The following is a 22,922-nucleotide window of genomic DNA, read 5'->3' as shown; positions in this document are numbered from 1 at the left end:
CATGATAAAAAGGGAAACCTCACTTAAAAAAAGCATTAAATCCAGACGGCTCAGGGCCGGATGGGATAACGATTACTTATTCAAGGTCCTGGCAGGATGATTTCCAAATGCGGTTACCCTGTGATAAAATTAACAAAGTATTGCCTTTTTCAAAATAAAGGTATATTTTATAAAGTTTATATTGCAGGAAAAATATAGTTCGGAGCAATACATGAAAATTGAAGAAGTTCCCCAGGAACGCGGCATGATGCCCGATGATATTTACGAGGTCTGTTATGCACTTGATGATGACGGACATTATGTGTTAACCGCAAGCGCAGGCTGGGATGCCAAAAATATCGCCAATAGCCAGGCATGGGAAGTCATTAAGCTGGAAATAGAAAAAGCGCTAAAGGAAATACATGCCGGCAAACGAAGTCCCTTGGCCTTTCACATGGCCAAGAATCAGATGAATACAAGGCTGCTGGCTCAATACTCTGGTTTTAGCCGATGGCGGGTAAAAAGACACCTTAAACCCTCTGTATTCAAACGTTTAAGTCCCACTGTTCTTGAGCGATATTCAGATGTATTCGGAATTACCCCTAGACAACTTCAACAGTTTCCTGAAAAAAATGAACCGGCCAAGGATTGATAACTTAATGAAGATTGATTTTAAACACAGGCATTCGGCTCACTGCGAAAGCGGCGTTTCTTCAAACCTGCTTTTTCATTATGGAGTTGATATCAGCGAAGCCATGGCCTTCGGAATAGGCGGAGGTATCTTTTTCGGATATTTACCTTTCCTAAAAGTAAACAAGCTTCCCATAACCACCTTCCGATGTGAAGTGGGGGGTATCTTTAAACGGCTGACCAAAAAGCTTGGGGTCGATGTTTACTGGCAACAATTTCGCAGCCCCCAAAAAGCCATGGATGCTTTAGACCGCTGTCTGGGAAAAGGCATTCCGGTGGCATGCCGAACAGGTGGATACTGGCTGCCCTATTTCCCTTCCGCCTTCAGGTTTCATTTTAACATGCACAACCTTGTTGTCTACGGGAAAGAAGGGGATCACTATTTAATCAGCGATCCTGTTTTCCAGGATCCCGTCACCTGTCACCGAAAAGACCTGTTAAAAGCGCGTTTTGCCAAGGGTGCCCTTGCACCCAAAGGGACCATGTATTATCTTACTAGCGTGCCTGAAAAAATAGATTTTACTCCTGCAATTATTAAGGGTATAAAAGGGGCCTGCCGAAGAATGCTGAAAACCCCGGGACCTATCATCGGCGTCAAGGGTATCCGTTTTCTGGCCAACCGGATCGAAAAATGGCCCAAAAAATTTGGGAAACGCAAGGCAATTCTTCATCTGGTCCAGCTTATCCGCATGCAGGAAGAACTGGGCACAGGCGGAGGTGGATTCCGTTTTATGTATGCGGCGTTCCTGCAAGAAGCCGCCGGTATTTTAAAGGAAAATCGCTTGCTGGATCTGTCCGGGAAAATGACATCAGCAGGTGACCGGTGGCGTGAATTTGCCGTCATCGGATCTCGCAACTGTAAAAACCGGGCCACGCAGTCGGATTCATTTGAAGCAATGGCCGACATTTTGAGAGACTGCGCCCACAGGGAAACCGAGATCTATGAGGAATTGATGGAAGTTGTTCATTAGCATGTACTAATTTCGAAGAGCGTCACTTCATGACTTTTGGAGCGGACTGACGCTTTTGAGGTTAAAACATTAATCTTTAAGAGACCGCTCAGTTTATCACCATCGGAATTAACCATATTAGATATGACCATTAAAGAAAAACTAAAAAAATTAATTGTTGAAACATTGAACATAGAAGACGTTAGACCGGAAGAAATCGAGGACAATGAACCGCTGTTCGGCGAAAAACTCGGCCTCGATTCTATTGATGCCGTCGAAATCGTATTTCAGGTCGAGCACCATTTTGGCGTGGGAATTAAGAATATGAAGGAAGGGCGTCCCGCTCTTCAGTCCATTAACACCCTGGCTGCGTTTATTGAGGCCCGCCTTTAGATATGATACCTGTCACACCCGTTGCCATCGCCGGAATCGGTTGTATCTGCTCTGCAGGACTGGAGCTAAAGGAATGCATGGACTATTTGTATAGGGGAAAGCGCAATCCTGCCCCTCCGGTCAATTTCCCTACCACCATTTCTCTCCCGGTCTTTGAAGTTCTACAAGATTTTTTCCCTTCCCACTTATTTAAAGAAAAAAATATTCTTCGCACCTGCAAGCTGGCATTAACGGCAACGCTTGAAGCCATCAATGATGCCGGATTCGATAGCCAAACACTACAAACGAAGCGGGTGGGTGCCTGTATCGGCACAAACGTCGGCAGCTCCATGTACGACGAGACCTTCTCCAACAATAGCAAAAAGAAAAAGAGTTCATCGGTTATTACTCCTGTAACCCGGTTTTTGATGAGCAATCCGACCAGTACCATTGCTTCTGAATTCGGTTTAACCGGCCCTTTGCAAACCGTGGTCAATGCCTGTTCGGCCGGAAGTGATGCCCTGGGACTGGCTGCTTCATGGATCCGGTCGGGAATATGTGATATGGTCATTGCCGGTGGAACCGACGAAATGTACCAGATCACCTATACCGGTTTTAAGTCACTGCTGATCAATGACGATTCTCCGTGCAAACCCTTTGACATCAATCGAAAAGGTCTGAACCTGGGGGAAGGTGCCGCCATTTTTATCCTGGTATCGGAAGATATACTAGAAGAATTAAAAAAAGATCCAAGGGGTCATATTCTGGGTTACGGATCAGCCACGGATGCGTTTCACCATACCAAAACCAGACCGGACGGCAAAGGTCTGAAGCTGGCCATTAAGGAAGCCCTGGAAACCAGTGGCACAACTGCTTCAGATATTGCTTTTATCAATGCCCATGGAACCGGAACTCTTGACAATGACCTGGTGGAAAGTCATGTTTTTTATGAAATGTTTCCCAAGGTTCCTTTTTTTTCAACCAAGGGATACACCGGACATGCTCTTGGCGCTGCAGGGGCGATTGAAGCCGCATTTACCATTGCCTGCCTTGAAAACGGCAGGGTGCCGGCAAGTGTCGGTTTTGCTACCCCTGATCCTGAAATGCCACCGGCTTATCCGGTTCAACAAAACTTATCGATCAGCGGCAATAGGGCTCTTTCAGAAACTCTTGCCTTTGGTGGTATCAATTCGGTTTTAATTCTGTCAGCAGGAGAGCGTCAGCCTTGAAAATTTCAATCAAAGGCATGGGTGTGTTGGGGGGATTCGGTTGCGGCATCGGTGATCTTAATCAGGCGCTGACTACGGGAAAAAGTACCCCAACCCCCATGGTCATTAAAACCACGGGTGGTGATATTCAAGTCCCTGCTTTTCTTGCCAACACAAACAGACTGAATTCTTATGTTAATAAAAGAGAGCTGCGTCGGATCGATCATTACATCCGCATGGCGCTGTTGGGATGTTTTCTGGCCCTTGAAGATGCCGATATGCTGCATGCCAATCGGGAAAAAATGGGAATTATCATTGCGACAGGTTACGGTTCGACCTGCAACACGTTTGATCTGCAGCATTCTGTTATAACCGAAGCAGCCCCCTTTTGCTCTCCAATTCAGTTTTCAAACTCGGTGCATAATGCCGCCGCCACCTACATTTCGATTTTGCTCAAGGAAATGGGGCCCAATTTATCCGTCAGCCATTATGATATGTCCATTGTATCCGCCTTTTTGAGCGCCTGCCAGTGGCTTAAAGAGAAGCGAGTGGATTCGGTTCTGATTGGCAGCGTGGACGAATACAGTAAAATACTGGGTTACTTCTGGCATAGCCTTTATAATACCGGCAATGGTGAGGCAGATTTTACCGGCCAAATGAACAAGGAACATGCAATTATTGGTGAGGGAGCAAATTTCTTTGTTTTAGCCAATGAACATGAAACAGCATCGTCTTACGGCTATATTGAAGATGTCCACATGGGAGATTTTCGCTGCAAAGAGATAGACTTGCCTGAAAACGACGCCTTCTTTTTAGGTGCGGACGGGTACAGCGGATACGATGATCAGTATGCCAAACATATTCCTGAAAAGGCTTTGGTGGCCTCCTATTCCCACCTGTATGGAGGTCTCCCGGTAAGTACCGGTTTCGATATCGCCATTGCAGCCTTAAGCAACAAATCCGCCACGCTTTTTAAATCCGGAGATATCCCCCTTTATCATTCGGGTCGGTGGAACGTCATCCGACACAAAGAAGATCTTGGCTCAAGACGTATCTGCTGTTTAAAACTTGGAGCCGGCGGCAGCTATGGATGGGTCAGCCTGAATCACTAAAAAATGCCGATAACGAAAAAAACAGAAAATTACAACCAGACCATTAAAGAAAAAATCCTTGTGGTGAAAAATCTGGTTAAAATTTACAAAGGCTCATCCAATCCGGCTCTTTCTGGTTTAGACATTTCAGTCAACAGGGGAGAAATTTTTGGGCTGTTAGGACCCAACGGTGCAGGAAAAACCACCGCAATATCCATTTTGAGTACTCTTTTGCAGCCAACCAGCGGAAGTGTCAATATTTGCGGTGTTGATGCCGTCAAGCAGCCAAATCAAATTAAGAAATTAATCGGCCTCGTACCCCAGGACATCGCCCTCTATGCCAACTTAACGGTGAAAGAAAACATGATTTATTTTGGCAGAATCTGCGGGCTAAAAGGGAAGGAACTCAAAGACCGAATTGCCGAATGCCTTGAAATGGTTGGACTGGAAAAAAAGGCTGACCAGCTTATATTTACCTTTTCCGGTGGGATGAAGCGTCGTGCCAATCTGGCTGCAGGTATTCTTCACCGGCCTCGCATCCTTTTCCTGGACGAACCCACGGTGGGAATCGACGCACAGTCTAGGAATATGATCCTGGAAAAACTCTCCCTGCTTAAAGAAACCGGGACAACCATGATTTACACCACCCACTATATGGACGAAGCCGAGCAGCTTTGTGCCTGTGTTGCCATTATTGACGAGGGGCGTATTATTGCCGAAGGGCCTCCCAAACAATTAATCAACAGGGCCCCGGGACATGCCGGTTTGAAAGATCTTTTTTTAGCTCTTACCGGAAAACGCTTGAGAGACTAAATGTCATGTATAAAATTGGCGCAACAGTTATAAAGGAGCTTTTGCTGGTATCAAGAGACAGGGCCGGAATGCTGGTGCTTTTTCTGATGCCCGCACTTCTGGTGCTGGTCATAACCCACATCCAGGAAAATATCATGAAAACCATGGGGGAAAAAAGCACCCGGATCCTGATAGTAGATAAAGAACAGCAACTCCTGGGGCAAACCGTTGAACAAAGGCTGCTTGAATCCGGAATGGTTGAAATCATAAAAAAGATAGATGGAAAAAAGGTTGATGAAAAAAAAGCGATAAAGGCAGTGGTAGACGGTGATTTTCAGCTTTGCATTATCATCCCCGAAGGAATGACCCAATCGGTTAAGAAAAAGGCCCGGCAGGTTGTAAAAAAATCGCTTTCCTTGGATAACACTTCGACCGGAGAAAAAATACAAAACCACGATATCGCCGTTTATTTCGATCCCACCATACTGGGGGGGTTTCGATCAGCTATTTTAAATTCTCTCAAGCTGATAATCCTCACCATAGAAATAAATGAAAAGATGAAAGCCCTGTCCGAGCTTTTACCCGAACATATTAATACGGCTATTCAAAAGGAAATCGGCTCTTTTGCACCCGACAATCTGATTAAAGATATACCGGAAATTAAGCTCGACTTTAACAACGGCCCTTTGCTTGGAGTAACGGAAAATCAGGCTTCCCGAGATGCTTTTGTAAAAAAACCTAATTCTGTGCAGCAAAACGTGCCTGCATGGGCATTGTTCGGCATATTTTTCATCGTCGTTCCAATGGCAGGAGGGCTAATCAAAGAAAGACACGATGAGACATTATCACGACTTCTGTCCATGCCGGTTTCGTATCTATCCCTGATTACAGGTAAGGTTATTGCTTATGTCTTGCTCTGCCTGATCCAATTCGGACTTATTCTTCTCATTGGAAAATTTCTCTTACCCCTGTTGGGATCTCCCATGCTGGAAATGGGTTCTGATCCCGTTGCCGTCATTGTCATTGCTCTAAGTGCCATACTGGCTGCAACGGGTTATGGAATTTTACTCGGAACGGTTGCCAGAACCTATGAACAGGCATCCATGTTCGGCCCGATATCTATTGTGATTGCCGCAGCTTTGGGAGGAATCATGGTTCCGGTATATGCCATGCCAAAAATTATGCAGCAAATCAGCGTTGTTTCTCCTCTGGCGTGGGGGCTTGATGCGTTTCTGGAAATTTTCGTCCGGGGGGGCAATATCACAACTGTTCTAATGGAAGTATGTTTGCTGATCTCTTTTTTTATTATTACCATGCTGATCTCATGGGTTTATTTTTTTCGCCGAACTCGAAATGGATTTTGATTCAATACCATTCTTCCCTGCTCATGCTGTAAATCTATTTTTACCCGCCCTCAACACCAGAAGCATAACCATGGATGCCGACATCATAAAACAAACTCCCATAAAAATGAATACCTCCTCAAGGCCCAACCGATCGGCAATATATCCAGATACGGCAGCAGCAGTCGACCCCACCCCAAAGGTTAAGAAAAAAAGGGTGCCGTATCCCAATCCCTGCCTGTGTGGAGGCAGGTAACGGGAAACCAGTAAGTTCTGAATCGGCTGTGTGGAAAAATAGAAAAACGCATAAATAACCGCGGTAACCACCAGCAATGCATTGGCACTAAACGCCATAATAAATACACAGATCATACCGATAACGACCGCTCCAAGATAAAGTTTTTCCGCACTATATTTATCGACCAGACGACCGGCAAGATACTGACCGATTGCACCGGATATCAGCGCCAGAGTCGCTATGGTGCCACCGAGGGTGACGCTGTTAAGGTCCATGAAAGACAATTTTACCCGTGTTCCCATGTAGGTGGGCAAAAAGGTCATGATCCCCTTATAGGTCATACCCAGTGCGGTTGCCGACAGGAAAAAGATGCAAATGGTAACAACAGCCTTTCTATCGAGTTTTACCATCTGAGCCTTTTTATCCGACTTTCCGACTGGTTTGGCATGATGCTCGGCCACACTCAGTGAATAAACACCCAAGAAAATTCCCATTATTCCATAAAGAACATGGGGGCTTCTCCACCCGAAAACTGAACCGATCCAGGCAGATAAAAGCGGCACACAGGCAACACCCAGGCTGCCGGCAATGCCGTGAACACCAAAGGCATGCCCTTTATTGGTCATAGTGAGAGAAATCAGCGTGTTTGAGGCAGGATGATAGGTGCTGCAACTCAGGCCGATGAATCCCATAATAATGCTGTAAGTCCATAGATTTTGGATGGGCCAGACCAGGATAGCAAATATACCTGCGCTAAAAAGATACAGCGAGATCAACCGACGCGGCCCCAGTCGATCGGCGATAATGCCTGCAGGAAGAGATCCCAGTCCGAAAGCATAGGAAAATACCGTTACCACCAGGCCGAGATGAAAGTAGTCTGTATTAAACTGGGTGATCATCAGCGGAATCAGCGGCGGCAATACGCCTTCAAATAAATGAACCAGACTGTGTGATCCGATGGTCAGTCCCATTATTTTTTTTTCTTTTTTAGTCAGCATAAATTGACGTTTCTTATTAAATCGGTTTGGTAAAATAATCTCGAAAGGAGAATTCCTGCGGTTTTTTTTATAGCAATTGTCATAAATTTTCATGCCCGACTGGGCGCAACGATGCATGAAAGCTAAGGTTCGTCCGGGGAATCGCCTGTTTGCCCGGACGAACCGAACTAAGATGGAAAAACGAATGTTTGTTTCCAATGAACATATTCTGTTCTATAATAATACCCATAAACGATAAAAAAGCCTCAACTTATTAGTTGAGGCTTTTTAGTAATAAACAGCTCAGCAACAAGGCCGATGGAGTATCTGTTAATAAGAACACTGCCGGTTTTTACAAAACAGGCTTCAGAAAAATAATCTAACCGTACAATTAAATTTCAAGCCACGAATCGGAATACAAAGACTTTCCAAGAATTACATTGACAGTCTTTGCATAATCCAGCATTTCCTTTGACAGACCGGCCATATCGGGCTCATTGCCATCCATAATACCGTAAATCAAATCCACGATATCCTGGCGGTTTCCCTTGGCAATATCTATCAGTTGATCATCCAGGGGATCGGCAATGACCGAGTACATCCCGTATTTTTGCAGCATCACCATAAATGTCTGGTTGAGTATGGGCCGCAGGTTATCCGGAGGACCGTTGGAAATATTCGACAACCCGCAGGTGCTCTTTGCGCCCGGGGCAATATCCTGCAACATGCCTTGGAATTCCATCAGGCTGATGCTTTGTGGCTGTTGAATATTTACCGGAGTAACAATTCCATCCACCCAGATTTTTTCGTTGGGAATCCCGGCTTCATTGGCAAAATACAAAAGCTCAACAGCAAGAGCCGCCCGTTCATTTTCATCTCGAGGCAACCCCTCAGGACCCCACATCAGGGCAATAAAATCCGCATTGTGCTCTGCCGCTATGGGAACCATCTTTTCATACCGCTCAGGTCTGCACATAATAGAGTTGACTATATGCGGTTTTCCCGGTACTTCCTTGCACACTTTCAGTGCAGCTTCAATGGCATCGATGTTCGATGTATCGAGCGCCAGGGGGATATCATCCACAACTTCCTGAACGGTTTGCACCACCCAAGGCATCAATTCATGGCCATCTTTTTTGGCAGGACCGAGGTTGATGTCGATAAAATCCATACCTTTTTCTTTTTGAAAAAGGGCTTCTTCCTGGATCGGTTTGGGGTCACGCTCCTTAAAAGCCCTGCCGATTTTTTTTGATATCACGTTTAAACTTTCACCAATGAGTAACATACAACCTCCCTTTCTGATTGATGATTAATTTTACATTGCCTTTAAGAATCCGGGAATATGCGCGGCTTCTCTCGGGCCTACCGTAATCTTCCAGCCGGGCAATTCTTCCTCCACATCACCGGCAATGGCGGCAGCATAACCCGGGATAATCAGTTCCGTATGCTTGATTTTATCCATTATACCGCTTTTCTTCACGAACATGCCCACATCGTCCCCTGCAAATTTTCCGGCGGCCCATGCCGTCATCACCGACAGACCTTCGGAATCTTTGATGAGCAGCCAGGAGGGAACCCTGCTGCCTTCAATTTCACCGGATACGATAAAGTAGGTCAAGGCAAAGTTAGTGGTCACCATCACCGGGGAATTCTCATCCGGATTGCCGATTTCATAGATCCCTTCCGTCACCATCATGGGTCGCTGAGGATCGGTGAAGATGTTCAGCCGCTCAAGTAGAAGCGGAAAAATACTTTCCCCGGTAAAATCGGAAAGAACCGAAATCCCACCATATTTTGCAATATGCATTGCTGCAATCAAGGTTTCCATTTCCAGGTTGGAAGCCATTTCACACGGAAAGGTGATGGTGGGGAACCCAACTGCCCGGTTTAGGTTCTTAAGTGACGCGCGCCGGATCATCAGCTGATCCTCCAAGGACTGTTTGATCTCCCTTGATCCGGGATCGATCACCAGATCTTTTAGCCCCATTTGGGTTAGCTTTTCAGTTAAGGAAACCAGGCCCTCAACCGAGTCGGCCTTTACCGCAAGAGGCAGATCGTTATCTTTCGCCAGGGCGCCGAAATCATCGGCATTGGACTCTGTGGCCGCATATATTAAAGGCCGCTTAAAACCGCTGGCTTCAATGCCGGCCTTCATGACATCCGCATTTTCCGACATGAGTACCAGGTTGAACTCCGATGTTTCAGCAATTGTTTTGGCCTTTTGGGCAAAGGCGTCCTTATCTCCATTGACATCCTTTAAAGCCACCAGTTCGGGTCTTAAGTTCAGTCCAACCCGTTCAAACTGGAAGGCATTCCATGCCTTTAGTTTTGCTTCAAGATCGCTGTCTGAAATATCTGAATTTACCGTAGCTGCCAGAGCTGTTTGATTGTAAAAAGTCTTTTCATGCCTATACTGCACTGTTTCTCCGCCTGTGGTAAACTTGCGAACCCCTTTGCCCACATTAACAGGGCGGATGGGTGGCGCGGAAGCCTCTGCAAGTTGTTCCTTTGCCTCGTCTGATACATAGGGGCAGGCGTCGAGCTCAGCCTTTCCGGATGCCAGGTTCATGGCAAAAGCAAGGCATGTGGGAACGCCGCATTCCTTACAGTTGGTTTTCGGCAGGAGTTTGAAAATCTGAATACCGGTTAATGCCATTTTAGTCTCCTTATCTTGTATTGCGGGTTTTAAGTTGCGTGTGGCATGTTTTTATAAATACATCACACCCAACACGCAACTTTCCCAATTTGCTATCCAATCAGCGGATCCATTTTCAGGGCGGGGTGTCCCTTTTTTTCGAGCCACGGAAGGATCTCTTCTTCGGTGATCCCCACCGTTTCGTCGGCAATCTTGTCATAAAGATCAGGAACACCGATCTCTTCACCGCGTTTATCAATCCGTTCCTTGATTTCTTCCTTTAATATCTTGGGCATCCAGACCATTCGGGCCAATCCGCCATCACCCAAGATAAACTTACGCTGGGTAATATTGTACTTTGAATGACCGACAAATCCAGGGGATTGCGCCCCTCCGCCCATCACGCCGGCAAGGGTGGTAAACTTCATCCCACATGGGGTCTCACCTGTATAATCCCTGCTCACTGTCATCACCCCGTTGCAAGACGGCAGCATGGCCGCAATACACTCGCAGCAGCCGCAGGTGGTCATAGGATCGACAACCATGGAATAGAAATTATAATGATCGACGGCCCCTCTGGATGCTTTCTGTACGAACTCATTGACCCCCTTCCACTGTCCCAACACAGGATCAAGGCATTCGCCTTTTTCTATGGGCTGGTTCGGCCCGGTGGGGTTAATTTCGTACGATGCCTTGCAGTCCATCCAGTTGTATGCACCGCAAAGTCCGGTTCTCTCCGGGCTGACCGAGCAAACATGGTTGGGAGCAAATGACTGGCACAGGGTACAGGAATAGAATATTTCAACACCTTCGTCGGTCATGGTCTCCACACGCTCATCCCTCATCTTATACTCAGCCCGTGCACGCTTGGTAAGGTCATCCACGTCTTTTTTCTTGGTATACAGGGTCACCTGCACCTTGTCCAGAATATTTCCGAAATCCTGGTGGAACTTGGCATGCAATACAACACCGATATCTTTTAAAGTAAACCCTTTTTCCACAGCCGCCTTGCCCACCCTGATCCATGAGATGTCTCTCTGGCCGATATGCATCACACCCTGGATGTAGTTGATCAGATGGTGAATCTGACGTTCGATAATCGGTTCGAAATCAGTCTGGAATTCACGGCCGGCAACCTGGACATAAATACCCAGGGGCAGTGTGTCGCCTTCCTTGAGGTCACCGATGTCCTTTCCGACTATTTCCACTTTGGCGTCATCAATATCGTTCATGTCAGCCATCTTGCAAAGTTCGGTACACTGACTCTTGCCGCCACCCATCTGGCAGAACAGATCGGCCCCCCTGACACGCTCGCCCTCATAGGCCGGGCCAAATGAACAGGGGATCTCAATGTCGGAAACCAGGGTCTTAAGGCCACGAACTTCAACCGATTTGGCGCAGATTTCATCATAGGCAACAGGAGCGACCACATGCTCGTATGTACAGATACCGGTGGGAAGAATCTCGGTAATGTCCGTATCGGCCAATGTGGGGAAACCCCAGTTTACGCAACCTGCAGCAGCAACACCCCATTCGGTTCCCACATCGCCTAAAGCGTTAACAAATGCAAACACCCTTTCCTTGTTGTACATCAGAATCTTTCTATAATCACCGGGCTCAACGCCACCAAAAGCCATTGCCACCCTGTTGGCAAATCCCAAAGCAAAAACCGCGCACGAGATATCCGGACCAAAAGGTACAATCCGGGTATTCCAGCCTATTTGAATACCGGCTTCAATCAGCTGTTCAATAATGGTCGTTCCGTTGTGGTTGGCTGCACAGAAAATGTAAAGACCCCTTTTCTGATAATCTTCAACGATCATCTTGGCTGTTTCAACATCAGGTGCAGAGCCCACTATTGCCGCAAAACCGGGGGCAGAGCCGTCAACAAACTCGACCCCTCTTTTGCGGAATATGGTGTCATCAGCAGCACCCAGCCAGATTTTTCCTGCATCGATATCCGGATCTTCTGCATGGAGATAGAAATCAGGTTCGTTCAGATACCTGAGCGCCTCTATAATTTCATAAGATATGACACCTGCCATTCCTGCGTCCAGAAGAGGCCCGAGGAAAGGAAGCCAGTTTTTACCTTTGATATGAGCGGGAAGAAGACCCCGCGCAATTTCCATGGGTTCCTGCATATCTTCAATGGTTTCAACCTTGATCCCGAAAAGTGAATATATAATCGGTAAAAAATAGCCGGTATTGGGAAACGCTATTTTGGTATCCGCATTATAGGTTTCCAGAGCTTTCTGTAATGCCCCTTCGGCCTGTGCCACAACTTTATAGCCACCCTGAATGGCGGCAAATGCTATTAATCTTGACATTTCGTTCCTCCTTCGTTGAGGATTTTATATTTGATAATCTTTTACAATACATAATCCTGGTTATACCTAAAGAGCCTGGCGTGCGGCAAAATCCATCATGACCCTTTCTCTGGCTTTGTCTATTCCCAGGGCCTTACGTTTTTTGTCTATATGGGCGATCATTTTTTGCGCATGCTTGATCGGATCAACCTCGATATCCCACATACCGCCGTAAATATTTTCAAGTTCATTACAGATATGGTTATGAAAAACTGGGGCACCTGAGGTGGGCAGGGTGACGCCGAATACCGTGTAAACACCTGAAACAACAAAATAATGTCCGATGCTGATCGCCTTTTCACTCATCCATTCAGGTGCACTTCCTGCAACCGGCACATCGGAAATGTCATTTCCCAGTCCACCTGCTTTAACCACTTCGGTTGCAGCCAGAAGAATCCGGCTGTTGTCCACGCAGGAGCCTAAATGAAGAACCGGAGGAATACCGACAGTTTCGCATACCTCGGCAAGACCGGAACCGCAATGAACTGCCGCACTTTCAGGAGTCAGCAGACCTTCCATGGCACAGGCAATGCCGTTGCATCCTGTAGTCAGGACAATCACGTCATTTTTAATCAGTTCCTTTACAACCTGGATATGGCCTTCATTATGCCTGGTGCGAACATTGTTGCAGCCAACCACACCCGCAATACCCCGGATCCGACCGTTGATAATATTGTCATTCAGCGTGTAATAGGTTCCGCGGAAAGATCCGCCAAGGTGGTATTCGACTGACTCAACACCAAAACCGGCGACCTGGGGAGCTTTATGTTTGGGAATCATTACTTCCGCTTTTCTGTTTTTGAAGTTATCGATCGCCATTTTAACAATTTTTTCAGCATCTTCCAAAGCATGATGTTCATCAAACTCGATATGGATGACATTGTCCTGCTCCATCTTGGCAATGGGATGCGTGGTGATGAGCTTGGTATGGAAACAATCTGCAACATTTGCAATGCTTTGCATAATACATTGAATATCTACAACCATGGCGTCACATGCACCGGTGATGATGGCAAGTTCCTGCTGCAGAAATGTGCCTGCCGGGGGAACGCCGTGACGTTGGAGCATTTCATTGGCTGTACAGCAGATACCACTTAGCTGAATACCCTTTGCGCCTTTTTTCTTGGCATAATCGATCATCTCCTTCTTCTGGGCAACTGCGATGATCATTTCCGAAAGGACCGGCTCATGTCCATGTACAATAAGATTGACATGATCCTCCTTCATGACCCCAAGATTTGCCTCAGACTGAATAGGATAGGGGGTACCGAAAAGTATATCCTGCAAATCGGTGGCCAGCATACTTCCACCCCAGCCATCTGCAATAGCTGCCCGGGAGCCCTGTTTGATCAAATTTCTGAAATCTTGGTCCACACCTATATGGGTGCGATGCATGATTTCAACGATTTCTCTATCGATATTTCTCGGAATAACACCGGCTTTCTTCCATTTTTCATAAAGTGGCGCCGGCGCCCGTTTGGCGTAAAGAAGTTCGCCTTCCGGCTTGCCCCATTCAGCCAGTGCAACCTCAGCTGTTTCCAGGACAATTTCATCCATATCTCTGTCAAGCTCTTCTCCGTCCACCTCAACTGTGGTGGCCACACCAAGTGCTTCTGCAACCGCCAGAAGTTTATCAACATCTTTTATTTTATAGGCATCTGTCTGTTTCCGGGCAACAGACATAAACACTTCCGCCACACAGCGTCCATGGTCGGAGTGCGCTGAAGCACCGCCTGCAATCATCCGAATAAAGTTACGTGCCGCAATGGTATTTGCCGTGGCACCGCACATTCCTTTTCTTTCATCTTTGCCTTCTATCCCGGCTTTGGGTAAAGGCAGACGACAGGGTCCCATGGAACAGTTTTTACAGCATGTCCCCTGGACACCAATATTACAGGGCTTCATTTTTTCCGCTCGGTCAAAAATCGTTTCAATACCCAGTTCCTGAGCTCTAGCTATCATCTCCTGAGTAGCTAAATCAATGGAAGCCTTTACCGGATCAGCCATTTTGGGAGCCTTTGCCGGTTTGGCTACCGTTGCTTTTTTTACTTCTGCCATTTGAGGTTCCTCCTCATGTTATTAAGTGATTAATTATTATCTTAATGGGTACTAAATATGCTCCATAAATTTCAAACCGCATATTTTAAACCTTCGATTTCAATGATGACACATTATCTTCTAATATTCTTAAATTTAGATAAAGCGGATCTCTGGGTCTTGGCCGCCGTCACTGTCACCTTTTTATCTTTGGGCTTGGTATCCCTTGCCATTCTTTCTTCGCGCTCTTTTGCTCTCTGCTGTCTGAGGGCATCTTCTTCGGCCTCACGCTTGGCAACCTCTTCAGCCTTAACTTTGGCTTCGGCATCCGCCTTGGCTTTGGCTTCTGCCTCGGCCTTGGCCTTGGCTTCCTCTTCGGCTTTGGCTTTGGCTTCTACCTCTGCTTTTGCCTTTGCTTCAGCATCCGCCTTGGCTTTGGCTTCAGCTTCAGCTTTGGCCTTGGCATCGTCCTCGGCTTTTTCGGCTACCGCTTCTTTTGCCGGTTCCGCAGGTTTTGCCGGTGCGGCCTCTTTTGCCGGTGCAGCTTCTTTTGCCGGTGCAGCCGCTTTTGCCGGTGCGGCCTTTTTAGCCGGAGGAGCTTCTTTCTTCGGCGCTGGCGCCTTCTTGACCTCTTCTTCTATTGTCAGGTCAGGCTCCGGTGCAAGGGATACTAGGTCGATGTTAACGTCATCCAGATCCTTTTTGATGGAAGCCACATCACCTGCCGCCCCGCCGTCTGAAACCAGATCGATGAAAGCCCTGACCATACGAACAGATTCAGGATGCCTCATAATAAGAATATCCGAACCTCCCATCAGGTAGCTTACCGCACCCACTGCCTCCATAAGGATTCCCCGTTTTTCGGGATCACCCAGTATCGGCATTTCATCGACCGGCTGTTTGGCCTCCTTGCATTTCCAGACTTCGTTACCCAGGTTGTTTATAATGGGAAACTGGAGTTTATCATCGCCCTGAGACAGGGCTGCCATTCTCAGCCGCTCCATGACCGAATATGAATACTCCATGCCGTAACCCAAACCACCGGTGGTCGGATCAACAATTATTTTGTCCATAGACATCCCCAGGTTTTCCAGAAGAATGTTCACCTGTTTGGCAATGTTCACATCAATGGGCGAAGACGAAATAATGGTATGCCCATACCCCATTGCCGCAGCCCCGATCCCCTTGTGGTTTTTATCCTCCACCGGTCCGATCGTCAAATTTGCATTCTGGCATTCTTCAGCCACTTTTTTCAAAACATCCTCATCCTTCTGTGGGCTGGCACAGCCCCATACAATCAACGGAACGTCGATGGCTTCGCTGACTTTTTTCACCGTTGCCGCCGCATCTTCAGGGCTTGCGTCCGCACCGTTGGGGTCAATGCTTTTAAGCTGCAACACAATCATTTCAGCGCCAAACTCATCCACACATTTTTTGGCCCATGCCGCCGGATCTGAAAGGACATCCTTGAAATGGCTGAGAGCAGATTCCGCCCATTCTTCGGGCTCCATGTCCCAAATTTCCATTGCAATCCTGGGCTTGTTGGGCATTTCACCTTCAAACTGATAGAAAGGATAGCATGTCTCACCGCCTACAGTAACCGCTTTGGCACCGTCTCCTATGGCAATTTCCTTTATACTGCCGGTATAAGATTCTTTGTAAAATTCAAAGCCCAATGTAACCTCCTTTAGATGGAAAATTATAAATTAAAGCTTTTCTAGCCACAATTTTGATTTGTTAACACCAAATGGGCAAAAACATGATGCCCGGATTTTAAATTATGTTCACCCCCCTTTCATTAAGCTAATTTTTTATTAAAATCTACATCGGTAGAATTATTTTTATAAATGAACAGGGATATAGAAATGATGAATTGATACTTTCTATAAAAACGATAAGTTAACAAGCACAGGGTTGAAATTGCAAACCGGTCTGACCTGTATTTTATCAATCAATTTACATATATTGGCCGCTTTGGTTTGTCAATAGACTATCACAATTAAATATCGTTTTAAAACTAAATTAGATTCAACCGGTAGCCTGGTAAAAAATTACCTCGAGTTTCGCAGCCCTTATTTGCCGCAGGGCCTGAATTCTTAAAGCGAACCGGTTGTAACCTGTCATGATATTGGGAAGAAATGTAACCGTTGCCAAACGATACCAATTGGCAATAGATGAGACTTTTTGCTAAGCCATCAAGACGCCACTTCATCAAAACGGCAAGTCAGCGAAAGCATGTCACCGTCAAAGAAGGTCTTTGTTTTAAAAGGCAAGGTATTAAACAGCTTTATCATACTTTTGTTCCCGGGTGAGGTGTAGGCCACCAGGCCCGCAATTCCGTTTTCCCGTGCTGCCATGCAAAGTTTTTTCAGTAAAATCTTGCCGAGTCCTTTGCCCTGAAACTCTTTGCTGATGGAAAAAGCGACTTCAGCAATATTTTTCCCCGGGTCCAGCAGATATTCTCCCACACCAACCACTCTTCCAAAGCCAAACTCCCCCACAACCGCAATAATGGTCAGATCTTTTAGATAGTCTATCTGGGAAACACCTTCCGCCTCGTCACGGACAAAACTGGTTTTTTCATGGAAAAATCGGGAAACAATGTCCGTTTTGTCAAGGCTGTAAAAGTGTTCCTGTATCCTTCTTTCATCCACCGGTTTGGCCGGGCGAATGGTCACCAATTCTCCGTCGATCTCTCTGGCTTCTTCCAGCTGAAACGGATAAACCCCGTGTTTAATCGATTCCTTTAGCGTTCGCGCCTCGCTAATCAGCCCTATTTTTTTTGCTTCATAAAAAAGCTCATTGCGAAAGTCAGGATGTGCAATACTTATCATGGCTCTTGCCCTTTCCTGGAGGCTTTTTCCGAAAAGATTGACTGCGCCGAACTCGGTAACCACATAATGGGCATCACCCCTGGGAACAACCACAGCGGTATCAAGCATCGGAACAATACGGCTTTTTTTGCCGTCTCTTGATGTAGAGGTAAACATCAGTATGGATTTGCCGCCTTCCGCCTGAGCCGAGCCCCTGATAAAATCGAGCGTACCGGTTACGCCTGTATAATGGTTGTGCGGAAGCGCATCGGCAGCAACCTGTCCGGTCAAGTCCATGGCCAGTGCCACATTCATTGAAACCATCCTGTTGTGGCGGGAAATAATACCCGGATCATTCACATAGTCCGAAGGGTGAAAGTCAAGGGCCGGATTGTCATGCATAAATTCATAGAGCGCCTGCGAACCGATGGCGCTGCTTGCCACCAGCTTTCCTTCGTTAAATCCTTTTTTACGGTTTGTGACCACACCTCTTGATATAAGATGCATGATGTCATCGGTAAGGTACTGTGTATGTATGCCTAGGTCATTCTTGTCCGACATGCCGGTGAAGACCGCCTGAGAGGTTGTGCCAAGCCCGATCTGAATGGTAGAGCCATCTTCAATCAGCCTGGCGATAATTTTACCGATTGTATTTGCAGATTCGAGTTCCGGCGATTCACCGATGGTGAGCAGCTCTTCATCATGTTCCACAAAAACATCCACATCATTCACATGGATAAAACTTTGACCAAGAACTCTCGGCATCCTGTTATTCACCTGGGCAATAACAAGGTCCGCAGATAAAGCCGCGGCCAGAGTAATGTCTACGGAAATACCGAGGCTCATCCATCCGAAATCATCCGGCGGTGATACCTGAATCATGGCGACATTTATAGGAAGCCTTCTGCTCCTGAAAAGACGGGGAATGGCAGAAAGGTTCATTGGAGTGATAAAACGCATGTTCCTTGCCAGGCCTTGCGGCTTGGCGGAGCCCAGATAAAAAGACCTGATATTTAACGCATGGTCCATGGTTTTATTCGCAATTAGCGTCAACGGTGTACTTTCCAGGGCCAGCAGGCGAACGATTTCGATGTCCGTCAAGCGGCTTGAAGCTTCAGAAAGTGTCCTGACAAGATATTGCGGTTCTCCGCAGGAGGAACCGATAAAGACCCTCCGGCCTGGCTTGATTAAGCGAATCGCCTCTTGAGCTGAACGTTTATTACTAATATAATTGTCTGCCCAATACCCAACCTTTGACATGGTTATCTCCTTATGATGATCTAGGATGCAGGCTGCAAGATACATGATTTTACCATCATGATCAAGGACAAGTTCTCTGATCATAGCAATTATTTGGACAAAGGACAGCGGATAACATGAGGCATTAATCCTTGACTCAAAAGGTACGTTTCCGTATAGTTTTTCACCGCGGAGGAGCACGACATATCTATGATATTAAAACAATGGTCTTTAATGTTTGTTAGATCAAACCATTCAGTAAAGCTTCCGTGAAAATCCATGATAGATTTTTACCAAAAAGGATTATGTAATGGATGAAAACGTATTACTTTTTATTGGTTTGCCCTTTATTTTTCTAATCATCCTTCTCGTTATGCTGATTAGACAAAAATCAGATGAAACGGCCGCTAAACTGAAAGAAAGTTTATCATCCCTTGAAAACAGGCATCAGCAAACCGAACGGGTCATCAAAGACGAAATATCCAGAAACAGGGAAGAAACCGCTGGCGGTGCAAAAATTGCGCGCGAGGAACTGAGTAAATCCTTAAAGGATTTCAGCGATTCACTGCTCAAACGAATGACGGAAAACGCCGGTATGCAAAAGGGTCAGCTTGATTCTTTTTCCAAACAGCTGGGAGATATGACCAAATTAAATGAAGATAAATTAGAGACCATGCGTTTGGGCATGGAGAATCAACTTCGTGCGCTGCAGGAGGATAACAGTAAAAAACTGGAACAAATGCGAGCCACTGTCGATGAAAAACTGCAATCTACCCTGGAAAAGCGTTTGGGTGAATCTTTCAAACAGGTGAGTGAACGTCTTGAACAGGTGTATAAAGGGCTGGGAGAAATGCGTACCCTGGCCACCGGGGTGGGTGATTTAAAAAAAGTTCTAACCAATGTAAAAACCAGAGGCACGTGGGGTGAAATCCAACTGGGCAATATTCTCGAACAGATTTTAACTTCGGATCAGTATGATGTGAATGTGGCTACCAAAACCAACAGTAATGAAAGGGTTGAGTTTGCCATAAAACTTCCCGGACAGGGTACAGACAAGGAAAAAGTTGTCTGGATGCCGATAGATTCCAAATTTCCCCAGGAAGATTACCAGCGCCTGATTGATGCACAGGAGAATGCGGACAGGGAGCTGGCCGAAAAAGCGGTAAAAAGCCTGGAAATACGCATAAAGGCCGAAGCCAAACAAATCAGGGAAAAGTATATTGATCCCCCCAACACCACTGATTTCGGTATTATGTTTCTGCCCGTTGAGGGATTGTATGCAGAGGTACTGCGTCGCCCGGGTTTGTGCGATATGCTCCAGCGTGAATACCGTATTGTTATTACCGGACCGACCACACTGGCCGCTTTGCTCAACAGCCTGCATATGGGATTCAGGACACTGGCCATAGAAAAACGTTCAAGCGAAGTATGGGAATTGCTGGGTGTGGTAAAAACCGAATTCGGCAAATTCGGTGATGTTCTGGCAAAAACGAAAAAGAAACTAAAGGAAGCCAGCAACACCATAGATAAAGCAGAAGTAAGAACCCGTGCCATTGAACGCAAGCTTAAAAAAGTCCAGGAAATCCCCATGGAAGAAGCAACCAAAATGATTGGAGAGGAAGAAAAAGAAGAAGTAAATGACGTATTAACCGATTAACCTTTTGAAAATATTAACCACGGAGTTGCACGGAGACTCACGGAATTTTAGTTTTTTAGTACCTGTGAAATTTTCGTGTAACTCCGTGGTAAAAAAGTATGCTTACTCACTGTATAGCGATTTCTTAATCACCGCCTTGTTGTACGCCCCCATGATATCCCTGCGGGTGAGGACACCCATCAGTTTATCCGGGTTGTTAGGAGATACAACCGGGAGGATGGAAAAATCTTTAAAGGTAATTTTTTCCAAGGCATTATAAAGATTGTCATCCATGGATATGGTCACCACATCCAAAGTGGCAATATCTTTGGCAACCACCAACCCTTTCAGGTTCTCATCAAATATTGCTTCGTTATAATCGTAAAAGGAGATAATGCCTGACAGTTTGTTTCCGTCTTTGACAACCGGAAAGCTGTTATATTTGCTTTTGGAGATTATCTCAGCCAGTCGCTCCAGGCCTAACGCCTCGGTAATGGTTTCCACATCTGTATTCATCACTTCGCTTACTTTGATCGATTTTAATACATTGACCTCTTTTCCTTCTTCCAGGTTGATGCCCCTCCGCATTAATTTTAACGTATAAATCGATTCTTTCAAAAGCTGCCTGCCGACTATGTTGCTTATAATACAGGTAATCATCAAGGGAAGAATAATTTTATAATCACCAGTCATTTCAAAAAGCATCAATAATGCTGTTAATGGTCCATGAGTGGTTGCGCTGACAACTGCTCCCATACCGACGATACTGTATGCACCAGCGGAAGCTGTGACTGAAGGAAAGAGATCGTGAACGACTGTACCAAAGAAACCTCCGGCCATGGCGCCGATAAAAAGTGAAGGTGCGAATATACCACCCGACCCTCCTGAGCCAATGGTAATCGATGTGGCCAGGATTTTACACAGCACCAGAACAAGCATCAACCACCAAGCATATGCCTGACTCAGAGACAGATCAATGGCACCATACCCGACACCCAGAATCTGAGGAAAAAGAAGGCTGATCACTCCCAGGATTACACCTCCCAAAATCGCCTTTAAGTATTCGGGAAATTTCAACCCATCGAAAATATCTTCCATCCGATAAAGCGTTTTGGTAAAAGTAACGGCCACCAACGCGCAAAAAAGCCCCAGTGTAACGTATAAGGGGAACTCCCATGCACTGACCAGCTCGTATGCGGGGACAATAAATGCGGGGGCATCGCCTAAAAAATGGCGGGATACAGCCGTGGCAATCACGGAGGAAATAACAATGGGGCTGAATGTGGCCAGACCGAAATCACCGAGAATGATTTCAAGGGCAAACATGGAGCCTGCGATGGGGGCATTGAAAGTGGCGGCGATGCCGGCGGCGGCCCCACACCCGACCAGGGTACGCATTCTGTCCGCAGAAATTTTAAGAAGCTGTCCTATGGTTGACCCGATGGCGGATCCTATCTGGACTATCGGGCCTTCCCTTCCAACGGACCCCCCGGTGCCTATGCAGATGGCTGATGCCAAAGACTTTATAACAACCAACCGCTTTCTGATAAGCCCGCTTTTCAGGGCCACGGATTCCATCACTTCAGGGACGCCGTGCCCTTTGGCTTCTCTGGCAAGAAAATAAACCATTGGGCCGACTACCAGTCCGCCGATGGCTGGAATGATGACCCTTATATACCAGGGAATTGAGCTTACCAGATCGAGCAGATTGCCATCAGATCCATAGGCAAGTAACTGAAAAAAATTTATTAGATATCGGAATCCGACCGCACCAAAACCGCCGGCCAGACCCACAAAAACAGCCAGCACGGCCATAATTCCGTGCTCGTTGGTCCTTAAAAGCCTGAAAATTGATTGCCTCAACTACCTCAGCCTTTCAACATTAAGCATCATAATCCGTCCCTTTGAATTGTGGGTGGAATTATTGTCATTTTCTGTTTTAATGCTGACCACCAGGGTATATTTCCCAATAGTTATTACATCACCATCCTTTAGATACCTGCTGATAACCCTGACTGTGTTGAGATATATACCGTTGGTGCTTTTCAGGTCTTCAATTAAATAGCTGCCCTCTTTCTCAATAATTCGTGCATGTTGTTTGGAAACGGCAGGATTATTAAGGTGGATATCTCTGTTTTTAAGCCGGCCAATGGTAATTTCATCCTTTTCGAATGAAAAAGTGTTTAGTAATTTATTTTTATGCTTCAGCAGTATTTTGATCATCGATTACCTCCATGGCCATTACGCTTGAAAAGCTTAGGGATCTCTGTAAAGCGGTGCTTTGCAAAGGTTTCATTAAATGAGAAGTAATCTGCAGGAAATTTAAATCTTTAAAAGAAAATATATTATTATATATAATATTGCGCCTATCAATGCAAGTCTGTAATTAAAGTGGTGACCCACCTGGGGAAAAAAAAGGGCAGAACCATTTCCAGTCCTGCCCATTTGACCTTGAATTATTTTCAAGGCGGTGCAGTGTTCGGTCGAGCCATCACCCAGGTTGAGCGTGGAGTCTTCCAATCCTGCATCAGTATCAGTATGTGTTAGCTACATTTA

The 22,922-nt window shown here is 46.2% G+C and carries 17 protein-coding genes; 8 read left to right on the top strand and 9 right to left on the bottom strand.

Features of this window, described 5'->3' with window-relative positions:
- The first annotated feature begins 211 nt into the window (after positions 1-211).
- The 7 genes from SWH54_09735 (at position 212) to SWH54_09705 (ending at position 6,446) form a co-directional block, all read left to right on the top strand.
- Positions 212-631: a helix-turn-helix transcriptional regulator gene (locus SWH54_09735; GenBank protein MDY6791537.1), complete on the top strand. Its 420-nt coding sequence runs from the start codon at positions 212-214 to the stop codon at positions 629-631.
- A gap of 7 nt (positions 632-638) precedes the next feature.
- On the top strand, positions 639-1,640 hold the full coding sequence (locus SWH54_09730) for a BtrH N-terminal domain-containing protein (GenBank protein ID MDY6791536.1): 1,002 nt from the start codon (positions 639-641) through the stop codon (positions 1,638-1,640).
- A gap of 123 nt (positions 1,641-1,763) precedes the next feature.
- Positions 1,764-2,012, top strand: a complete 249-nt coding sequence (locus tag SWH54_09725) for a phosphopantetheine-binding protein (protein ID MDY6791535.1) — start codon at positions 1,764-1,766, stop codon at positions 2,010-2,012.
- A gap of 2 nt (positions 2,013-2,014) precedes the next feature.
- Positions 2,015-3,220: a beta-ketoacyl-[acyl-carrier-protein] synthase family protein gene (locus SWH54_09720; protein MDY6791534.1), complete on the top strand. Its 1,206-nt coding sequence runs from the start codon at positions 2,015-2,017 to the stop codon at positions 3,218-3,220.
- The gene (locus tag SWH54_09715) at positions 3,217-4,311 is read left to right on the top strand and encodes a beta-ketoacyl synthase N-terminal-like domain-containing protein (protein ID MDY6791533.1); all 1,095 of its coding nucleotides are present in this window, start codon (positions 3,217-3,219) and stop codon (positions 4,309-4,311) included. Before SWH54_09720 ends, SWH54_09715 begins: the two co-directional genes overlap by 4 nt.
- A gap of 3 nt (positions 4,312-4,314) precedes the next feature.
- On the top strand, positions 4,315-5,103 hold the full coding sequence (locus SWH54_09710; GenBank protein MDY6791532.1) for an ATP-binding cassette domain-containing protein: 789 nt from the start codon (positions 4,315-4,317) through the stop codon (positions 5,101-5,103).
- A 5-nt stretch (positions 5,104-5,108) separates the two neighbouring features.
- The gene (locus tag SWH54_09705) at positions 5,109-6,446 is read left to right on the top strand and encodes an ABC transporter permease (GenBank protein MDY6791531.1); all 1,338 of its coding nucleotides are present in this window, start codon (positions 5,109-5,111) and stop codon (positions 6,444-6,446) included.
- A gap of 21 nt (positions 6,447-6,467) precedes the next feature.
- Here SWH54_09705 and SWH54_09700 read toward each other — a convergent pair whose 3' ends face one another.
- The 7 genes from SWH54_09700 to SWH54_09670 form a co-directional block, all read right to left on the bottom strand.
- On the bottom strand, positions 6,468-7,661 hold the full coding sequence (locus tag SWH54_09700; protein MDY6791530.1) for an MFS transporter: 1,194 nt from the start codon (positions 7,659-7,661) through the stop codon (positions 6,468-6,470).
- Between the two features lie 370 nt (positions 7,662-8,031).
- On the bottom strand, positions 8,032-8,925 hold the full coding sequence (locus tag SWH54_09695) for a dihydropteroate synthase (protein MDY6791529.1): 894 nt from the start codon (positions 8,923-8,925) through the stop codon (positions 8,032-8,034).
- 30 nt (positions 8,926-8,955) lie between these two features.
- Positions 8,956-10,296, bottom strand: coding sequence for an acetyl-CoA decarbonylase/synthase complex subunit gamma (gene acsC, locus SWH54_09690; protein MDY6791528.1), 1,341 nt, complete (start codon positions 10,294-10,296; stop codon positions 8,956-8,958).
- A gap of 92 nt (positions 10,297-10,388) precedes the next feature.
- A complete protein-coding gene (gene acsB, locus SWH54_09685; protein ID MDY6791527.1) occupies positions 10,389-12,602 on the bottom strand; it encodes an acetyl-CoA decarbonylase/synthase complex subunit alpha/beta in 2,214 nt (737 codons plus the stop codon).
- 66 nt (positions 12,603-12,668) lie between these two features.
- Complete coding sequence (cooS, locus tag SWH54_09680) at positions 12,669-14,699, bottom strand: anaerobic carbon-monoxide dehydrogenase catalytic subunit (protein ID MDY6791526.1); 2,031 nt, start codon at positions 14,697-14,699, stop codon at positions 12,669-12,671.
- A 113-nt stretch (positions 14,700-14,812) separates the two neighbouring features.
- Positions 14,813-16,354, bottom strand: a complete 1,542-nt coding sequence (locus tag SWH54_09675) for an acetyl-CoA decarbonylase/synthase complex subunit delta (protein ID MDY6791525.1) — start codon at positions 16,352-16,354, stop codon at positions 14,813-14,815.
- Positions 16,355-16,873: 519 nt separating this feature from the next.
- The gene (locus tag SWH54_09670) at positions 16,874-18,751 is read right to left on the bottom strand and encodes a GNAT family N-acetyltransferase (protein ID MDY6791524.1); all 1,878 of its coding nucleotides are present in this window, start codon (positions 18,749-18,751) and stop codon (positions 16,874-16,876) included.
- A gap of 289 nt (positions 18,752-19,040) precedes the next feature.
- On the opposite strand from SWH54_09670, the gene rmuC reads away from it, so the two are divergent.
- The gene (gene rmuC / locus SWH54_09665; GenBank protein MDY6791523.1) at positions 19,041-20,387 is read left to right on the top strand and encodes a DNA recombination protein RmuC; all 1,347 of its coding nucleotides are present in this window, start codon (positions 19,041-19,043) and stop codon (positions 20,385-20,387) included.
- A 102-nt stretch (positions 20,388-20,489) separates the two neighbouring features.
- Here rmuC and SWH54_09660 read toward each other — a convergent pair whose 3' ends face one another.
- Together SWH54_09660 and SWH54_09655 are read right to left on the bottom strand one after the other, a co-directional pair.
- A complete protein-coding gene (locus SWH54_09660; protein MDY6791522.1) occupies positions 20,490-22,229 on the bottom strand; it encodes a chloride channel protein in 1,740 nt (579 codons plus the stop codon).
- Complete coding sequence (locus SWH54_09655; GenBank protein ID MDY6791521.1) at positions 22,230-22,589, bottom strand: FHA domain-containing protein; 360 nt, start codon at positions 22,587-22,589, stop codon at positions 22,230-22,232.
- Positions 22,590-22,922 lie beyond the last annotated feature (333 nt).

The sequence above is a fragment of the Thermodesulfobacteriota bacterium genome, from assembly GCA_034189135.1.
GTDB lineage: Bacteria > Desulfobacterota > Desulfobacteria > Desulfobacterales > JAUWMJ01 > JAUWMJ01.
Note: the sequence above shows the minus strand (reverse complement) of the source record. Positions and strands in the feature narration are given on the sequence as shown.